This is a genomic window from Campylobacter showae (assembly GCF_900573985.1).
Lineage (GTDB): Bacteria > Campylobacterota > Campylobacteria > Campylobacterales > Campylobacteraceae > Campylobacter_A > Campylobacter_A showae_E.
Genome location: NZ_UWOK01000002.1, coordinates 67380 through 86027 on the forward strand (window position 1 = coordinate 67380; position 18648 = coordinate 86027).

General features: G+C 35.8%; 18 protein-coding genes and 1 pseudogene. 4 read left to right on the plus strand and 15 right to left on the minus strand.

What is annotated here, in order from left to right; translation table 11 throughout:
* Position 1 precedes the first annotated feature (1 nt).
* Both EE116_RS11125 and EE116_RS11130 read left to right on the plus strand, forming a co-directional pair.
* Entirely contained in the window at positions 2-1807 is a 1806-nt protein-coding gene (locus EE116_RS11125; RefSeq protein ID WP_122874540.1) for an AAA family ATPase, read from the plus strand.
* Positions 1807-2367 carry a 4Fe-4S single cluster domain-containing protein gene (locus EE116_RS11130; RefSeq protein WP_122874541.1) on the plus strand — a complete coding sequence of 187 codons (561 nt, stop codon included), beginning with the start codon at positions 1807-1809 and terminating at the stop codon, positions 2365-2367. The genes EE116_RS11125 and EE116_RS11130 overlap by 1 nt, the downstream gene beginning before the upstream one ends.
* A 497-nt stretch (positions 2368-2864) precedes the next feature.
* Here the strand turns inward: EE116_RS11130 and EE116_RS11135 are convergent, their stop codons facing one another.
* Positions 2865-3077 carry a hypothetical protein gene (locus EE116_RS11135; RefSeq protein ID WP_122874542.1) on the minus strand — a complete coding sequence of 71 codons (213 nt, stop codon included), beginning with the start codon at positions 3075-3077 and terminating at the stop codon, positions 2865-2867.
* Between the two features lie 318 nt (positions 3078-3395).
* The gene (locus EE116_RS11140) at positions 3396-3587 is read right to left on the minus strand and encodes a hypothetical protein (protein ID WP_122874543.1); all 192 of its coding nucleotides are present in this window, start codon (positions 3585-3587) and stop codon (positions 3396-3398) included.
* 201 nt (positions 3588-3788) lie between these two features.
* Here EE116_RS11140 and EE116_RS11145 point away from each other — a divergent pair, with 201 nt between their 5' ends.
* Entirely contained in the window at positions 3789-4724 is a 936-nt protein-coding gene (locus tag EE116_RS11145) for a helix-turn-helix transcriptional regulator (protein WP_206159274.1), read from the plus strand.
* 49 nt (positions 4725-4773) lie between these two features.
* Here EE116_RS11145 and EE116_RS11150 read toward each other — a convergent pair whose 3' ends face one another.
* Positions 4774-6567 carry a GmrSD restriction endonuclease domain-containing protein gene (locus EE116_RS11150; protein WP_122874544.1) on the minus strand — a complete coding sequence of 598 codons (1794 nt, stop codon included), beginning with the start codon at positions 6565-6567 and terminating at the stop codon, positions 4774-4776.
* On the minus strand, positions 6564-7805 hold the full coding sequence (locus tag EE116_RS11155) for a DUF262 domain-containing protein (protein WP_163028069.1): 1242 nt from the start codon (positions 7803-7805) through the stop codon (positions 6564-6566). Before EE116_RS11155 ends, EE116_RS11150 begins: the two co-directional genes overlap by 4 nt.
* Before the next feature lie 152 nt (positions 7806-7957).
* Between EE116_RS11155 and EE116_RS11160 the strand changes: the two are divergent.
* Positions 7958-8038: pseudogene (locus tag EE116_RS11160) on the plus strand (IS1595 family transposase); the annotation flags it as partial.
* 86 nt (positions 8039-8124) lie between these two features.
* On the opposite strand, the gene EE116_RS11165 reads toward EE116_RS11160, so the two are convergent.
* From EE116_RS11165 to EE116_RS11215, 11 genes are all read right to left on the minus strand, one after another.
* On the minus strand, positions 8125-9483 hold the full coding sequence (locus tag EE116_RS11165) for a HAMP domain-containing sensor histidine kinase (RefSeq protein WP_122874546.1): 1359 nt from the start codon (positions 9481-9483) through the stop codon (positions 8125-8127).
* The gene (locus EE116_RS11170) at positions 9467-10126 is read right to left on the minus strand and encodes a response regulator transcription factor (RefSeq protein WP_122874547.1); all 660 of its coding nucleotides are present in this window, start codon (positions 10124-10126) and stop codon (positions 9467-9469) included. Before EE116_RS11170 ends, EE116_RS11165 begins: the two co-directional genes overlap by 17 nt.
* 39 nt (positions 10127-10165) lie before the next feature.
* Positions 10166-10732 (minus strand): hypothetical protein, encoded by a 567-nt coding sequence (locus tag EE116_RS11175; RefSeq protein WP_122874548.1) that lies wholly within the window; start codon positions 10730-10732, stop codon positions 10166-10168.
* Between the two features lie 50 nt (positions 10733-10782).
* Positions 10783-11268: a PepSY domain-containing protein gene (locus tag EE116_RS11180; protein ID WP_122874549.1), complete on the minus strand. Its 486-nt coding sequence runs from the start codon at positions 11266-11268 to the stop codon at positions 10783-10785.
* Between the two features lie 166 nt (positions 11269-11434).
* Positions 11435-12046: a hypothetical protein gene (locus EE116_RS11185; protein WP_122874708.1), complete on the minus strand. Its 612-nt coding sequence runs from the start codon at positions 12044-12046 to the stop codon at positions 11435-11437.
* A 49-nt stretch (positions 12047-12095) separates the two neighbouring features.
* Positions 12096-13400, minus strand: a complete 1305-nt coding sequence (locus tag EE116_RS11190) for a PDDEXK-like family protein (RefSeq protein ID WP_163028070.1) — start codon at positions 13398-13400, stop codon at positions 12096-12098.
* Between the two features lie 20 nt (positions 13401-13420).
* Positions 13421-14668: a hypothetical protein gene (locus tag EE116_RS11195; protein WP_122874551.1), complete on the minus strand. Its 1248-nt coding sequence runs from the start codon at positions 14666-14668 to the stop codon at positions 13421-13423.
* On the minus strand, positions 14665-15498 hold the full coding sequence (locus EE116_RS11200) for a hypothetical protein (protein WP_122874552.1): 834 nt from the start codon (positions 15496-15498) through the stop codon (positions 14665-14667). Before EE116_RS11200 ends, EE116_RS11195 begins: the two co-directional genes overlap by 4 nt.
* Positions 15495-16082, minus strand: coding sequence for a hypothetical protein (locus tag EE116_RS11205; protein WP_122874553.1), 588 nt, complete (start codon positions 16080-16082; stop codon positions 15495-15497). The genes EE116_RS11200 and EE116_RS11205 overlap by 4 nt, the downstream gene beginning before the upstream one ends.
* Before the next feature lie 47 nt (positions 16083-16129).
* Entirely contained in the window at positions 16130-16426 is a 297-nt protein-coding gene (locus tag EE116_RS11210) for an FtsZ/tubulin family protein (protein WP_122874554.1), read from the minus strand.
* A gap of 147 nt (positions 16427-16573) precedes the next feature.
* Positions 16574-18571, minus strand: a complete 1998-nt coding sequence (locus EE116_RS11215; RefSeq protein ID WP_122874555.1) for an AAA family ATPase — start codon at positions 18569-18571, stop codon at positions 16574-16576.
* Positions 18572-18648: the final 77 nt, after the last annotated feature.

Sequence of the window (18648 nt, forward strand, 5' to 3'; positions counted from 1 at the left end):
TATGAGCGAATGGATAAAAAAATTTGAACGTGACAGTAAGCTCAAAAGTGCCATCGTACTTAGCGGAAATACTGCTGATATAATAAAAGGCAAAAATGGTAAGTATGTAAATACTACCGATTTTATAATTGATATGCTTAATAATAATTTTAGCAATGTCATTCTTTGGGATAGGATTAGCGGCATAAATAAGCTATCCAAAAGCAGTGGCGGGTTTTATGATATCATTCAAGATGACCTAGGCGATGATGAGGAAAGTTACGATATAGGAGAAGACGACAAAAGCAATAATAATGATACTGGTAAATATAAAGATATAAATGATTTTTTTGGATTTATGTTGCAAAAAATCAATTCAAGAACTTGCTTTATCTTAGACTATTCAGATTATATTTTTAGCTCAAATTCTAGTATGAGCGATCAAGAAAAACAGTGGCTTACTATTCTAAAAAAGAGCATAAACGAAAACGCAAACTACGATCTTTTAAATACGGATATGATAAAACAAGGTTGTCTGGTAGTTATTTTAACTCAAAAGTTGGCGACGGTGCCATCGTCTTTTTATGTAGGTGACGCAAACGTCAGCACCGTTACCATACCTATTCCGTCTCGCACTAGCCGCAGCGAATTTGTTGAATATACTGAATCCATGATAGAATTTGAACCAGCGCTAGATAGATTAAGACTAAATGACTTTATTGATGCATTGGATGGCTTTACATTAAAGGATATAGCTCAAATCATAAAACTGTCTAGAATTTCAGAACCTAAACTAAGTTATGAAAAAACGATAAATTTATATAAATACGGCGAGAGCAAAAGCCCATGGGAAGATCTAAGCAGAGACAAAATAGCAAATATACAAAATATTTTAAAAGAGCGAGTAAAAGGGCAAGATGAAGCGATTGAAAAAGTAGAAAACGTCATTATTAGAGCCTTTACCGGCTTTTCCGGCTTGCAACACTCAACAAAAGTTAAAAAGCCAAAAGGTGTCCTGTTTTTTGTAGGCCCAACCGGCGTCGGCAAGACCGAACTAGCAAAGTCTCTAGCTAATTTTTTATTTGGCGACGAGACTGCTTGTATACGTTTTGATATGTCGGAATTTAACCACGAACATAGCGATCAAAGGTTAGTGGGGGCACCTCCTGGATATGTAGGCTATGAAGAGGGAGGGCAACTAACAAATGCCATCAAAGCAAAACCTTTTAGCGTATTACTTTTTGATGAGATTGAAAAAGCTCATGGAAAAATTTTAGATAAATTTTTACAAATTTTAGAAGACGGCAGACTAACAGATGGCAAAGGCGAAACAGTATCATTTGCCGAGTCTGTTATTATTTTTACATCTAATATTGGTGCTTCAGACACCGCAAATTCAGATAATGTAAAAGAGGTCAAAAGACAATTTCTAGAAAAGGTAAAAGATCATTTTATAGTAACACTAAAACGTCCAGAACTACTAAACAGAATAGGTAGTGATAATATTGTGCCATTTAATTTTATTAATAGCGATGATTTTTTGGTAGAAATAGCTAAATCTAAATTTGAAAAGATAAAGCAATTTGTAAAAGAAAAATACAAAATTAGCACAATTAAATTTGATGATGAAGAAAAATCATATAAAATTTTAGCTTCAAGAGTTGATAAAAATAATGGTGGACGAGGTGTACTAAATATGCTGGAAAGTAGCATAATAAATCCGTTATCGGCTTTTGTGTTTGAAAATTTTGATAGGCTTATCGGACGCACACTAACCATCAAGATAGAAAACGAAAAGTTTGGCACATTTGAATTTGAGCTTAAGTAATGTTAAATATAGCTAGTATCCGCGAGTGCACAATTGCTGAAGGACCTGGAAAACGTATGGCAATATGGACTCAAGGGTGTTTAAAAAGATGTAAAAATTGTTGTAACCCGCACATGCAGACGCTAGTAAAACGTGAAGTTATAAAAACACATAGTTTAATAGAAAAAATTGAAAAATCTCGTGGAATGAACGGCATAGAAGGCATTACTCTTTTAGGCGGCGAGCCGATCTTGCAATCAATTGGATTGGCTAAAATCGCCAAATGGTGCAGACAAAACAATCTTAGCGTACTCCTTTTTAGCGGCTATACATTACAAGAAATGCAATCAATGAGCCTGGAAGGCTTAGCAGAGCTGCTAGAATATACGGACGTGCTTATAGATGGTGAATATATTGATGAACTATACGATGAGAGTCGCGGTATAGTTGGTTCTAGCAATCAAAAAATTCACTTTTTGACAAATTTTTATAATTTAAACGATTTTAAAAATGAAGTTAGGGTAGAAATTATGCTTAAAAAAGACAGCCTTCGCATGAATGGCTGGGCGATAAATTTGTAAAATGGAGTGTATATAGCTGTACAAGAAAAGTAAAGATATTTTTGAAGTCAAAGCCGCCAAGATCCATATGCAGCTTTATATAATACTTAATCCCAGTCATACAATTAAGCAAATAACCAAAGCACCATATGAGGTCTTTGCTGGACAAGCAATAGGAAACCAATCACCCTACACTATTCTTCGCACAAAGAATACCTTACGTTAAATTAAATACAAATTTTAGCTCGTTTTTTGATAGACTAACATAATTAACATGTTAAGAAAATACGAAAATTTTAACATATCAATGGTATTACATTAAAATTTTAGGAGCTTTTTAACATATCCGAGTAAATTAGAGTTTATGGAATCATCAATCAAGCAGTATCTGGAATATTTAAATCTCATACGTAAAGCTATCTTGTCTACCTGAGGCCACTAAACAACATTTTTGACAACAATAGATGCCGCGACTTTACTTTTTAAATTGAGCATATAACCTAAGCAAGTATATTAATTTAGCCCTTAAACGTCTTTTTAAATATCTCTGTTATAGCATCACCAAGACTAGCGGATGCGGTTTCGTGCTGTAGATCTTCGTTGCCGCATTTTGGACAAATTTGCGGTATTTGCTTAAAATCGCCAGCACCCAAGCAGTCGCTTTTAAACTGAACCGTCTTTTCAAAGCCGCACTTTGGGCAGTAGATTTTAAATGGCTTTGGTTGTATCATCTTATATCCTTTTGAGAGTTGCCTAATACTTTTTGAGATGGCGTAAAATTATCGAGCTCTCTGCGTCAAATTTATAAAAATAAATAAATCCATCTTTAGCTACATTTTACCTTCTTTAGTGTTACTGGTGAATTAATTTCGTGAATTATAATATTTTTATATTGTTTAAAATTACAAACTGCATTTTATGATTGTTTTATGCTATACCTTTCGGCGTTTTTCTCGGTATTTTCTAACTTCTTTGCTGTTTTTATTTGATATTATATTGAATTCAAAGCAAGCTTGGCCCAAATGTTGCCCTTGCCCGCTTTAAACGGCTTAGATACCGGCGGCGTACCCAGATGGATACTCCTCTTGCTCATCGCTTTCATCTTCATCGGCTGAAACAAGATCCGCTTCCTTATTTTTTTCGTCACTAGTTTCATCAAATATCCCGTATTCGTCAGCATAAGTCTTTAATCCGTATCCAATAGCCAATAGCGCTACTCCTCCTATGATATACTTTAGCATCTTTTCTCCTTTGATTTAAATTATGATGGAAATTTAACACAAGGGCACGACAGGTTGTGTCATAACCAAAATAACCCCATAAGAATCTTTTAAATTTATATCAATCTTTTGCCAGATAAAAAACATCTTTACATTATATATACCTTTAAAACTAGACAACTATAAGTCTTATATCGCTATAATACCTCCAAAGGAGTTTCCGTGCAAAAACCTAAAAAAATCATCCCAGAAACTAGCACAAGTAAATACGAGCGTATAAACGATATAGCCGTTCTGATAAGCAACAGGCCGCACTCTATATCCGAGCTTTCAGAGAAACTGGGCGTTTGTACTAAAACTATACAAAGAGATCTTTATGACGTACTAGCCAAAAACGGAGCCGTAAAAAAGGGAAGGATGTGGAGCATGGATAAAACCGAAGCCAAAGACAACCTAGATCAAGAAGAGCGAACCATCATAAATATCCTAGATAATATCTCAAAAACCATGGGGACAAATTTTTATTCAAAGGCTCACGTCTTACTAGAGCAGATCACTAGCAGGCTAAACCATCCTATACTAACTAATATAAACAACGAGAAACTAGACGAAAAAGACTTTGCAAATTTCGAACTACTTGAAAACGCCATCAAAGAAAAAAGACTGGTAGAGTGTGAGTATAATAACTTTAAATTTAAGATAAAACCGCTAAAACTAGCGATGTTTGACGGGTTTTGGTATTTGCTTTTTCTTGATACGGGCAAAAACGATACCTTTAAAAAATTTCATCTAAAAAGCATTGCGAACATTAAAATACTTGAAGATAAATTTGAGATAGAGGCAAAAATAGAAGATAGGTTAAAAAATATAAACTCAGCGTGGGCGACGCTAGATGAGCCAAAGGTAGCTAAGCTGCTTTTGGCTCCGCAAATAAAGAAGTATTTTGAGAGAAAACCATATGCCAAGCAAAGCATATATGGCCAGGACTCCGATGGCTCCGTCATTATCGATATAGAGTACACCAACATAATGGAGATCAAGCCACTCATATACTACTACATCCCATTTATCAAGGTGCTTGAACCAAAAGAGCTAGCCGATGAGCTAAGAGATGAGATAGGGGAGTATTTTGAGGAGTTAAACCAAGGAAGTATATAAAATATATCAAATTTAACTTGCCAAAAATAGGCAAGTTAAAAATAGTTTTTTACTTTACGTCAATCCCCATTGTATCGAGCAATAAAATGCCTAGCATCTGTTCACCGTGTTGTTTAATCGCTTTTTCATACCCATCAATATCTTTCCCTTTTATGCACTCCGACATCAATATCAATTTTAGGCTTTGCGTTATTATGTTTGGATATGTGGTTTGCTTTGCAGATGGGGCGAGATTGGAAAATTTAGAGTTACCGGAAGTTGTAACAAGCGCTAAGTTGCCAAATGAGTTCAAAATTGTGTCATCCATGCGCTCTATACTATCACTAGAAGGATTTTGTGGGTAAAAATGCTCGATAGAGTCTCTAAATTTAAATTCCCACTCTTTTAAATTTTTTAAATTTACATCGCCAACCGCTTCAAAAGCATTTTGTAGTTTTTGTTTTGGTTCGCTATTTCGAGTGCTAACTATACACTCTCTATATAAAATATAATCAAGATAAGCAAGGACTATTCTCTCACACATAGGATAAGAGGTGCTTTTTTCTAGCGCATTTTTTACCTTCTCTCTTGCATACGTTTCTAAAATTTCTTGCATATTGGCTGTTGTATTTTCGTTAAGTCTCTTAAGAAGTGTAAAAATCCACTCCATAGCGCGTGGCGAAGTATATGTGATACGCAAGCAAGACTGCAAGGTGACAACTAATTTATTGTTATCAAACGTATCCACGTAGCCGAATGTATCTTTGTTGTTATTGCGATATTTTTTGAGCATTTTTAGCGACCATTTTTCTCCGTCATTTTTATCATTTTCATCAGTTTTTATAATAAATTTATCAAACAAAAATCTAAATTTTAAAAGGTTGTAGATAAAATTTTTGGCATTTTCACTATTATCGAAGTATTTTTTTAAATTATCAATCAATTTTTTATCATAAAGCAGTTCATTTGTACTGCTTGTATTATTGCTCATAACGGCATTTACTTGTAAAAGAAAATTTGGGAAATTTATAATAGATGAAAATCTTTCGTTTTCGCCTTCATCTTGCGTTGTTTTTTCGGAAGTTAAATTTTTGTTGTCTAAAATTTCGCTTAGTAGCCTCCCTTCAACATCGCTGTCATCTTCTATAGAAATTTCAAAAAGTTTATTTTCATCACAAATTTTATCCCATTCATTGCCAAAAATTTGTTCTCTTAATTTCTTTTTAAAACTCATCTGCACGTATCTATCCATATCCGCACATGCATCCCAAACTAACGCAGCTATTTTTCTCTCTTTTTCTTCTAAGATTTTTAAAATTTTTGCTTTTACGACTTGGTGAAATTCTAGTTGCTCGCCTCTTGTGTTCATTATCTCAAAAAAATGATTTAGATCGGCATCATTTGGAACTGGCACGCGTAGAAGTTTGGCATTTAAAATTTTACTTTTAAAACTCTCATCGTTTTCATTTTTTTTAAAATAATTTTCTATAATTTTAAACCCATTTACAATTTCATTAGATGGCAAATTAGCCAACTTATCATCATCGCAAATTTTTTCTAGCGTTTCGTTTGACTTTTGCCTAGCTTCAAATTTTAGTTTATCTTTTATGTCGTGCTTAAGATATCTTAGTGTCAAATATAGAGTTGTGAGTCTTTGCTGTCCATCTATAACTTCAAAAACACCATCTTTTTCTCTTACGACTAAGCTTCCTATAAAATACTCATTATCATTACTGCTTATATCATCCAAAAGTGCCACTATCTCTTTTTCGCCCCAAGCGTAGTTGCGCTGATATATGGGTATGAGATATTTGCTTTCAAAAATTTTTTCTACACTAAATTTTAGATCATCTGTTTTACTCATTTTTTAATCTCTAGTCTATTTTTTATATCATCGTATCCATTAACGATTGTTTCAATATCACATAGCTCAACGCTGTAAATTTCATCTGGCGACCTCATATGAGATATTTTTTCAAATAAATTTAATCCGCTATTTTCATCTTGATATCCAAGTGCATATTTGTTTATGCTCTCTAGATATACGGCCTGTTTCGCTAAGCGCAAAGTATAAACGTATCTATAAAAAAATGCGCAAATATTTTCGCTAAGCTCATCAAAACCAAATCTATCAACAAATGCCATTATAAGGCATTCAAAAAGTCTTACTATATATTTATCGCCTCTCTTTTTTCTAGGCATAGTGTTGTCGTCATATTTTGCTTCTACAAATTTCTTTATTTTATGGTAAAGGTCTAGGTAGTGAGCTGTGAAATCAAAAAAGTGTTTTCCACTTAACAAATCTTGAGTGAGTAAAAATTTACCGCTATTTTGCGCGCCGAATTCGATCGCTGCTTTATTAAATTTAGTCACATTGTATAGCGAAGTATGGTCTATACCTTTAAAAATATCTATGTGGTCTTTGGAATAATATAATCCGCTCTCTCTACGTTGCCATCTAATAATAGGAAACAAAAAATCGCTAAAAATTTCTTTTATTTCATCGCTATTTTTATCCTCCCAATTTGATATTACCTGCACTTTTTTGGCTTCGTCATCATCTGCCATATGCCTTAGATGGTATGCTTTTAGCAGATCGTGCACTTCTAGTGCTTTACCTCTGGTATTTTGTGAGTCAAAGTAGTTAAATGCTTCTTGTTGGTCAGTCACAACTATTTCAACCATGGTGCAATTATTTAAGATAAATTGTTTAAATTTTTCTTTTTCATCACCAGTTAGTAACTCTGTTTTTTGTTTTAAAATTTTATTATTGTTTGTAATGCTATTAAAAGAGAGAGGATTGAAAATTTGCTCTAGTAACGGCAATTTTTCTTTTTGTCCTAGTAAATTTAGTAGTATTGTAAGCGTAGTGAGACGTTGTTGTCCATCGACAATATTATAATTTTTGAGCCCACTATTGCACTCAAAGTGTAGTATGGTAGAGCCTATGCGGTAATCGTTTTTGTTGTTTTTGTATTCTCTAAAAATATCATTAAAAAGCGCAATAGCCGATTTGGTACTCCAGGTATACGGACGTTGATAGTCCGGGATTTTGAGTTTTTTATTATAGATTTTAGATATTTTTACAATATTTGCCTTCATGCTCATCCTTTCAAATTTTTGCATTATAGTGCAGTGCTTATCAAAGTTTAGTTAAAAAAGGCTCTCTTTAACTTAAGCTCACACAAAGGAGCATTAAGTTACGATGAGAACCATGTTCTTGAAAAGTAACAAGCGTAGCGAAGTAGAGTTTATATAATACTCAAACTACACAGGAAAACTTATATCAGAAACTATTAAAATTGATAAGAAAAAATCCGCTTAAGTTTAATTGAGCCTAATTTTTTTCTAGCAAGCTTTTTATCGTTTAAATTGTCGTATACGCCTTTAGAGATATGAAAAGTTTTCCGAAGCCTAAATTTTATCTTGCAAGCTCAAATTCCGCCCAAAATTCGCTGCCTGCACCCGCCTCGCTTTTTACGCCGAGCTTCAAGCCGTGGATTTTGGCGATATTTGCCGCGATGGCTAGCCCAAGGCCGCTGCCTGCGTTTAAGCTTTTATTTCTTGAGCCCTCGGCTTGGTAAAATTTATTCCAGATTAGCTCAATATCTTTTTGAGAAATTCCGTTACCATCATCTTTTACGGATAGTAGCGCGTGCGTTTTGGTTGCGCTTAAGCCTAGCTCGATCTTGTTTGCAGTAAATTTTAAAGCGTTGCTTAAAAAGTTATCAGCCAGCCTTGATATCATCAGCCCATCGCCTAAGATTTCAACATCTGTGGCGATCTCACAGATAAATTTAACTCCTTTGGCGCTTGCTAGTTTTTCATAGTCGGTGGCTAAATTTTGCAGTATATCGCTTAAATTTATGCGCTTTAAGGTTAAATTTCTACCTGATTCTAGCCTTGAGAGCTCTAAAATTTGATCTATCAGTAAGGTAATCTTTCTTGACTGCCTTGAGATGACCTCAAGCGACTCTTTGGCCTCGTCTAAATTTTGCGCGTAGCTTGCGGCGTAGTCGCTCTCCGCAATGATGATTGATAGCGGCGTTCTAAGCTCATGTGAGACATCTGAAGTGAGCTGTTTTTCACTTTGATAGACCTTTTCGAGAGAATCCAGCATCTTGTTAAAAACGCTCGCAAGTGCGTGCAGCTCGTCCTTGCCAGCGGGTAGCTCGATACGCTTTGAAAAGTCCCGGCTTTTGCCTATATCAAGGGCTGTTTCAGATATCGTGGCGACTGGTTTTAGGGCATTTTTTATCGTTTTGTAGCCACCATAAAGCACAAAGGCAAATAAAACCGGTACAAAGACGCCAAGGGCCAGCAAAAATAGCCCCTCTTTTTTGAAAAATCTCTCCGCATTTATGACGCCTCTGATCCAGACTTTCTTGCCTTTAGCTGCGATGTCGTAGTAGTAAAAGCGGTTTTCTCCGTTTTCATAATATCTCACCTCGCCGCTATCCATCTCAAGCGTGCCATCAAAATTTTTAGGCACTAAACCACCCAGCAATTCGCCGTTGTCGCTATATTTTATAAAAAATATCCCATCATCATAGGGTTCAAATTCTTCCGTATTATTGGCGATTTTGGTGACTGATTTGGCTAGCTTTTTTTGGCTCACGTCCTCAAAAATTTCATCCGCCACAACCGCTGAGATAGCTATGAGTGCTGCCACGATAGCCATGATAAAAAATGAGTACCAAAGCGTCACGCGCGCTGTGATGGGGATATTTGCAGCTGTGATGGAGATATTTGCAAGAGTGCGCTTAATCCTTAATAACATAGCCAAGTCCTCTTTTAGTCTGGATCACTTCGCACTCACCAAATTTTTTTCTTATATTTTTTACTAGTACGTCGATGATGTTTGAGCTGCCCATATAGTCGAAGTCCCAGACGTGTTCTTTGATCTGGTCGCGGGTCAAAATTCTACCCTTATTGAGCATCAAAAACTCTAAAATTTCATACTCTTTGCCTGTTAGCTCGATATTTTGCCCGCCAAATTCGACTGACTTTTTAGAAAGGTCGATCTTTAGCTCGCCTGCGCAAATTTCACTACTTGCGCTGCCGCTGTTTCGGCGGATTAGCGTGCGCACTCTAGCTAGCAGCTCTTTAAAATCAAACGGTTTTACTAAATAATCATCAGCGCCCACGTCAAGCCCCTTTACGATGTCGTCTATCTCGTCCTTTGCGGTTAGCATGAGCACGGGCGTGGCTAGCTTTTTGGTGCGTGACTTTTGCAAAAATGCAAGGCCGTCCATCACCGGCATCATGATATCAAGCACTATGAGGTCGTAGTGCGCCACAGCGGTAAAGTCCATCGCCTCCTCGCCGTTAAACGCGCTATCGACGCTATATCCATTTTTCTTAAGGTGCTTTGTGATGACGTTGTTTAGGTCTATCTCGTCTTCAACGACTAAAATTTTCATCTTTGCCTCTTTTTGGTTTTGCTCGCTATTTTATCAAATTTAGCTCTTTATTTTTAGGCTAAGTATCTCTCCGCTGCCGGCTGCTATCTTGAAGCAATATAAAAAGTCGTTAAATTTAGCCTTCGCCTCGTAAAAATACTCCCTACTAGCTTTGTTAAACGTCTCCATCTTGCCTAGATAAATTTGACCGAATTCGACATTGCCAGCCTCTGTTTTTAGCCGTTTAGCGACAATGTTTTTGACTAGATCACTTGAGATGATCTGCGCGCCGTCAAATTTAGCCTGCTCCTCATTTATCCTTGAAAGCTCCGCCTTTTGCACTTCGTCTTTTAGCTCATTTGCTAAATTTCCTAGCCGCTCTCCGGCCTTACCAGCACAAGCTAGCACGCCACCAGCGCTTTGGAGTGAAATTTCTAATGTCTTTTTGGCTAAATTAAGAGCCCAGTTAGCACTGCAGCTTGTTTTTTTAATATTTTCTTCTAATTTTTCTCTACTTTGCTCTGTTTCACCTAAAGTTTGGCTAGCGTTTTCATCTAAAATTTGGTTTTCGTTTTTACTTGTAGCAGCTATCTCAATATCTAAATTTTTATTTACATTCTCATTCATCTTTTTTCCTTGGTTAAATTTAGCACCCAAATTTCTCTGGGCGCACAAGATCACTTCGTGTAGTTGCCGATGATCTCACCTGTTTGAGCGTTTATTATCACTTTTTTCTCGCTCATGCCTTTTTTAAGCTCGACCTCGTAGATCCAAGTGCCGTTTTTATTATCAAGGTCCGCCTCGTCAAGGCTCCAACCAGCTTCAAGGGCGAGCGCTTTATTTACGGCCTCGTCGATATTTAGGGTGAGCTTTGAAAAGTCTATCGCCTCATTTGGCAATATAAATTTTTTGTTTTTAACCTCGTGTTTTACGATCTGACCGTTTGCGGCGTCTATTTTGATCTCTTTTTTTACATTATCTTTGAAAGACTCTATCTCATAAAATGTCGTTCCTTTTTTAACGTCTACTGAGATATCATTGACGCTTGAGTCTGGGAAGTTTTTCTCCGCTATGTTTAAAGCCTCTTTTGATGTGATAGCCGCTTGTAAGCCTGTGGCACCTAAAATCGCTGCTAAAACAGCCATACTTAATACTTTGTTCATTGTTTGTCCTTTGATTTTTTATTTCCAACTCTTTGTTTGGATGAGCGCATTATAAAAGACTTAAATGAAGCTAGGATGAATGGAATGAATTTATTTTAAAAAGCGTAGCACACTTGATGTGATTGCCTAAAATTAGGCCTAATAGCGAGTTTACATCTTAAATTTACTATTTAGTTTTAGTGTTTTTATTGCGTATTTGCTCCAGTCTTTGCTGCGCCCTTTCTTCTACTTTCAAGTACTCTTCGTCGTATGCGTCGTTGCCGTCGGTTAAATTTTTGGCCTTTTTATAAAATTTTTTGCATACGGATTTATACTTTTTTATCCTACTTAAGATATCTAAGAAATTTAAAAATCTTTGCCTTTTCATGCCTGAGCTTAAAGCACTTTTTATAACCGTCCTCATATGCTTTCTAGGTAACACATTTTGCTTGCAAAGCAGGACATTTATCTTAAATCTTTTTATCTGTTTTACGATGATCTTTTTGGCAAGCTTTTTATCGTTTAAATTTTCATAGACGCTTCTGGCTACATAAAAATACTCCATAGGATATTTACATACTTGCAACGCCCTTTTTAGGATAGTTTTTATTATCTTTTGCCTATTTTCGTCATTTTCAAGCTCACCAAAAGCTAGCCTTGCCAAATACAAATACTCTCTAAAATCCTCACATTTTGACAGGATATCGTTAAATTCGCTAGAAAGCAGTTGTTTTGGCTCTACAGACGATATAAAATCGCTAATCTCCATATACGGCCTAAGACCCCAGAATTTTTTCATATTTGCTCCATTTTGCATTTTTGTGGTTTTAGTAATTTGACCTTTCAAGTCACTCCCCTATCATTTTCCAAAATTTATCTTTTTTATTATTGTTTATCTTAATTATGGTATCTTTATGTTTATCGACAAACCTCTTTATACTCTTAGATAACTCGCTAGCTGATATTTCTTTTTTTAATATGGCCTTTGCAAAATCTTCTTTGACATCCAAAATCACATTTTCATTAATTTTTAGCTTTTCATATAATAAGAAATTCTTTTTGCCATAAGACACATCTTTCGGATTAATCATTGACCAAATTTCTTGCCATTTAAGCCCTTTTCTATACATATTTTTATGTGTATCTATTCCAACAAAGAGTTGATTATCTATGTTAAAAACTACAAACAGTATAAATTTCTCATCCTGTGGATTCTTGTCGTCACACCAAGCCTCGTCATATATTTCAAGCCAAGTATTGTTTTTGCGATATTTTCTATTTATATTACTAATAGCAACCAAATCATCTCTTCTAAACTTTTTAAATTCGCTTGATAGATAATTCATAAAGCCATCTATAATCCTATTTGTAGTAGCTTCTATCGTACTTATAAGTTCTTTTATTACAGAATCATCCAAGTTGTTATGGTTTTTGTAAATTTCTACGGCTTTATTATAGTGTTTTTCTATATATCTGTAACTTGCTTCATCTTTTACGTATGTATGCTTGCCATAAATCGAATTTATAACATCGATATACCTCTCTATAGAAAACTTAAGGCTAGCTGTGATTTTTGATTTAAGACAATTTCTAAGCCAATTTATTATCTCTTTTGAATAATAAATATATTTTATAGCATTATTTTTATAATCACCCTTGCTATTATCTGATACGCTCTCTCTATCTAAAGAAAGATACACAAAAATGATATCTTTAAGTTCATATTTACATTCATTACAAACATAACCTATGTACCCTTCCATTTGCTTATTTTGATCTCTTGCATAAATTTTATTTTCAACAATTATGCATTTTTTACCATTTTTTATACAAAGGTCCATATACCCATATTCTTGATTCCCTTCCTCTTTATTCACTTCAACACTGCTAATATCAAAATCATCAATGTTGCAAGCTTCTAAAAATTTACGTAAAAACTCATTGCCCAAATAGTGGTAACCGTTCGGATCCAATAATGAATGAATAAACCTTGTATGTTTAACTTCATCACTATTTTTATGAAGCGCCAAAAAGATATTGTAGTCTGATCTATCAGATTCATTTCTACGGCTATTTTCTATCTCTTTTTGTACATACTTATCCATGCCATTAAAAAAATTATTCACTTTATCTCTATCACAAAAATCATTCATCATATCTCCCTAAATTTAATTTACAGCACGTCAATTATACCCTTTTTGACTATCTCGATCGCCCATCCTTTATCTTTAAAAATCTCCAAAACGTCGGTAGCTGCGTGTAAAATTTCCGTTCTGGTTTTGGCTATTTCTACGGCTTTTACGGCGCACTCTTTTGCTAAATTTGGATCGACGTCTTTTAAGTAGCCGGCAACCTCCATATGTATAGAATCAGACAAGTTAAGTAGCTTTTTGCAAGCCGCGGCTAAAAGCGCCTTATCGCCAAGCTTTTTTATAATATCAAGCACGAAAAACGTTTCATCTGGATCAGGCAAGAGTTCTACGGCTTTAGCCAAAAGCTCTCTTGCGTAAATCTTATCTTTAAAATCATCCATAACATCGCATGCTATATAAGCATAATCGGCAGCGGTTTTGGCGTAAATTTCGCCATCTTTGAAAAGCTCTAAAATCCATCTTTTCTTGCCGAATTCTTCCGCCATATCATCTAAAACATCGTAGAATTTATAAAAGTCGCTCGTATTTCTTAACTCGCTTAGATATTCGTTTTTGCTTTTATGAGCTTTTGAAGCTACAACCTCTTTTTGCTCTTTTTGTTTTGGTTTTATTCCAAGTGCTTTTAGCTCGCTTTTGTCTTTTATGAAGGCGTGGGCATAACTTAGATGATAGTCGCATTTGTCCTTCTCTATACACTTTTTATAAAATTTATACGCAAACTCGTCATGGCCGCCTATTTGCTTTAACTCCAGCGCCATAGTGAGATAAAAATTCGCATTAAAATCGGTCGTATCTAGGGCGGTTTGCAAGAAATTTTCAGCCTTACGTCCGTTTAGAGCTTTTATCTCTATAAAATTTAGCATATTTACGTAGCAAAGACCGTCTTTTATGCTATTTTCTGCCATGGCTAAAAGCTCCTCACACCACTTTTTGACCCTTAGGGTTTTATGTATAGCTATCGCCAAAAACGAGTAGTCCATGCTGCTTTTGCAAAGGCTTTGCGCGATTTTATAAATTTTTATCGCCAGCCCCCTATTTTTGCTTTTAAAAAATACTGCGCGAGCTAAATCATCGTACTCGAAAAGATGATGATTTACTCTCAAGCAAAGCTTTGTGTGGTTTTGTAAAAGGTGGTCAAGTTCGTCCTGGCTTAAGTTTTTAGCCAAATTTACCAACAACGCACTGTCATCTATAATATAATCCGCATAATAAATCCTGCAATATCTGCAACACTTGTGAATCCGCTCGTAGTATCCTGATAAATTCATACTATATCCTTAAATTTTTGTGAAAAACCAAATTTGCTTTTAAAAAAACGTATATAATGCTCCTGCCTCAAATCACAATCCGTTTCGCCGTTTAAACCGTCGGCATGAGCCTTGGCTTTTAAGTAAAGCCGTGAGAAATCATAGCCCATAATCTTTTTTACAAGATTTAAATGACGCAGTATCCTTGCACAGTCGCTTGCAGCAGTAGCCCGGGACAAGGCATGAGAAAATAGCGTTTCATATAAAAGCCTTGAGCCTTTGCCGCCCCTATCTCTAAACTCGATAATCGCCGATATACACCACGAAAGGCTTTTATCAAAAAGCGCTACGTCAAAGAGCGTTTGCGCTAAATTTCTATCGCCACAAGCATCTATGTAAGCTAAATTTATCTCATCGCTGGAGTATAAAGTAAAAACCTGATCTACGTATTTTAGATAAAGATTTAAAATTTCATCGCTTACGCCTACTAGCCTAGCCGTATATAAACAAATTTTACGCCTATTTGCATAAACCCCGTAGTTTAAGATAGCTCTTTGACTTTGCGAGATAGCCGCCCAATTCTTTAGCCTTTCTTTATTTTGCTTTATCTCCGCTTCATTTAACTCGCTGGCTTTTTTAATCACTTGACAAACAAAATCCGTATCGTTAAAATCTGCGCTAAATTCATCATAAATAACTAAGCATTCACTACTGCTTTGCGCATACTCAAGCCAAATTTTATATAAATTTAACGTATCTGATAAGCCAAAAAACTTCCTAGCTCGTTTTAAGACCTTATGTTTATTTTTCACAGTTTTTATCGTATTTTCATAATCTTGTATGTTTTTCATAAATTTATCCACACTGATGTTTCAAAAATCTCTTTTTGTATAAAATTTCCATTAGTATCAAGAGTATAGGTTTTGTCTAGAAGACATAGTTTAAAGCCAGTTATCTCGCCAAAAACAGGTAGCGATTTCGTCTTTTGGTAATAGTCTTTAACGATTTTAGAGATTATATTTAGCTGCTCGTCTAATGTTTTAAAACATAGCTCATCTAAAAACGGCATTAGGCTAATATACCTTAGGTGCTGCGCCATAGCAAGGGCAAATATAGGCTCGCCTCTACGCTTAAAATTTGTATCTATGTAGATATATGAGCCTCTAAATTTCGCTCGCTCGTCGTAACGGATTTTTGCAGCATTAAGCTCATCTTCGATATTAAGCCCAAAGTACTCGCTAAGAGCCAAAATAAGCGTTTTTGAGCTATGCGACCAGTCAAAATGCCCCTTTGATATGAACTCATCTAAGCTATTTGCTCTTTGCAAATTCGCAAGAGCACTACTGAAGTTTTTCTCTCTTGCGTAGCCTAGTGTCTTTGAAAGCGCTTTTTTATCGCTATTTAGCGTTAGTTCTTTTATTTGTTCGTAGATCATTGATTATCCTTTTTTGATTTTCGCGCCGATACATTTTTTGCACGTTTTTAAATGCCTGTAGCCAAAAGCCACGCCTTGATTTTTTCGCTTAAAAGCTTATGCGTCTTTACGTCAAAAACTATTTTTGATTTTTTACTACAAATTTGTTCCACCTCCTTTACTATTTTTAATACTACTTCTAGCGGCATTTCGGGATTTGCCGTAAAATTTAAAGCTACGAATTTCGCTCTTTTTATCGGTAACTCCGCAATCTTTTGTAAAATTTCCTCTTTCGTAAAAGTACCGCTAAAGCCGATTAGCTCGCCTTTTGCATTTAAAACATTTTTTAAGTCTTTTAGGTCCATAACCGCCTTTCTTGATACCCTATACAAACAAGCTTCAAAAAATTTTAGGAAAAATGGCAAAAACCATCAAATTTCTTAAAATAGTGTTACGATTTTACTCATTTAGTATTAATTTGCCGGGTAGTTCCGGCAAAAACTCATTCAAAATTATCCTTTAAACCCCGCTATGCGGCCGTTATTTTCGATATTCTTATGTTTTATTTCCTCGTTTAGCCTATCTATAAATTCTCCTGCGCTTAAAATAGGACTAAATTTAGCCGATCTTGCTACCGTGGCGAAGTCCCCTGGCGTTAGAAATTTGATTTTTGCTACGCTATTTTTTGCCGTTTTATCTACGATTATACCTAGCGACTCGCACTCTTTTTGTAGTAGTTTGGCTGCCTGAGCACCGTCCATATAGCCAAACTCTACCTTCATATCAAAGCGCCTAATGCTAGCACTATCCAAACCTTCCATCAAATTCGTCGTGGCGATAAACACCCCATCAAAGCCCTCCATCTGCACTAGCATTTCATTTACCTGCGTTATCTCCCAGCTCCTTATAGCCTCATTCCTATCTTGCAAAAAGCTATCTATCTCGTCAAATACCAGCACGGCGTTTTGATCTTTGGCTTCTTTAAAAGCGTTTGCGATATTTTTCTCCGTGTTGCCCACGTAGCAGTCGATGAGATCGCTTGCTTTTTTGATGATTAGCTCGCTTTTTAGGCTTTTGGCGATAAATTTGGCATACGCGCTCTTGCCCGTGCCGGCCGGACCATAGAGGCAAAGCCTAGCATTTTTGCTCTCTTTTATGCCTTTTGCCAGTTCTTTTAAATTTGCGCTTGCGTTTATCAAACTCACGTCGTAGTTTTGCGGCAAATTTATCTCCTTGTTTTTATCTTTCTTGCCTTTCTTTTTAGCGGTAACGAAACCTTGCGCTTTTAGGCTACTTTTTATCAAATTTCTAAACGTTTTGTCTTTATTTTCACAGCTTAAATTTGAAATGACTTTTGTCGCGCCAGATATTAGCGCGGGCGTGATAGCTCTGTTTTTAGCTAACTTTTTGAGCAATTCCTCGCTTAATTGGCCGTTTGTGTAGCGTTTTAGTATTTCTAGTCGTTTAAATTTGGGCGGGATTTTAAACTCTATAACCATGTCAAAACGCCTGATATAGGCGTTATCTATCTCGTCTATATCGTTGGTTATCCAAAACGTCGGCACGCTGTTGCTCTCTAAAGTCGAGTTAAATAACGCCTTGGACATCCTTTCTGTACTTTTAAAAACATCCTCTATCTCGTCAAACATTATGATGTCGCACTCTTTATTTAAAACCTTGTCCGCAGTTTTTAGCGATAAAAATCGCTTTTCACCGCTATAGTTATCGTCTGTATATCGGCTTTTTGAGGCTATTTCGTAAAGATTTCTATTTAGCTCGGCGGCTATCATTTTGACAAACTCGGTTTTACCGGTGCCAGGAATTCCGTAAAGCAAAATATTTACGCCCTTATCCGCCTTTAAAATATGACTTTTTATAGCGGCTTCGTCTACTTTTATATGCCTAAAATCATCAAATTTGAGCGAAGATCTGCCGGCTTTAAAAAACGTCGATCTAAAAACCTCTAAAATGTCGCCCTGCCTGTTTAACATATCTGTGCTAAAGTAGATGTAAAAAAACTTAAATACGCAATCAAGCCTGATATCTTGCCTCTCGTTCATTTCTAGAATATTGCTTTGTCTTAGCTTTGATTCCGGGCGTAACTTTTCTTTTACGTCAGTAGCAGGTACGCCTATGATATAGCCCAAAACCTCGTAAAAAGCGATAATGTGCATATCTCCCAGATACCTACAAATGTCTTGGAGAGCTGCAAATTCATTTACGATTACGGCAAATTCTATGATTTTTCTGTCTACTTCATCTAAATTTAGCACCGCACACAAAGCATCCAAATTTCTATCTAAAGTCTCAATGCTGGTTATTTTTGATTTTTCAAGTTCGGCATGGAGATTTTTGAACCTGATTTTTGCTTCTGCCACAGATTCACCCTCTTGCAAGATGCCGTCGAACTTTTGAAAAAAACTATCTGGCATGCCGAATTTTTCGATCGCTCTTAGCGCCCAAAGTTTGATTTTATTTTCGATCTGGGGCGGTAGTAAAATATCATCCATAGCGACTCCTTTTTTTGGATGATTTTACTTGCATTTTAGGACATTTTGCGGTCCAAATTTGATAAATTTGGTTGCCG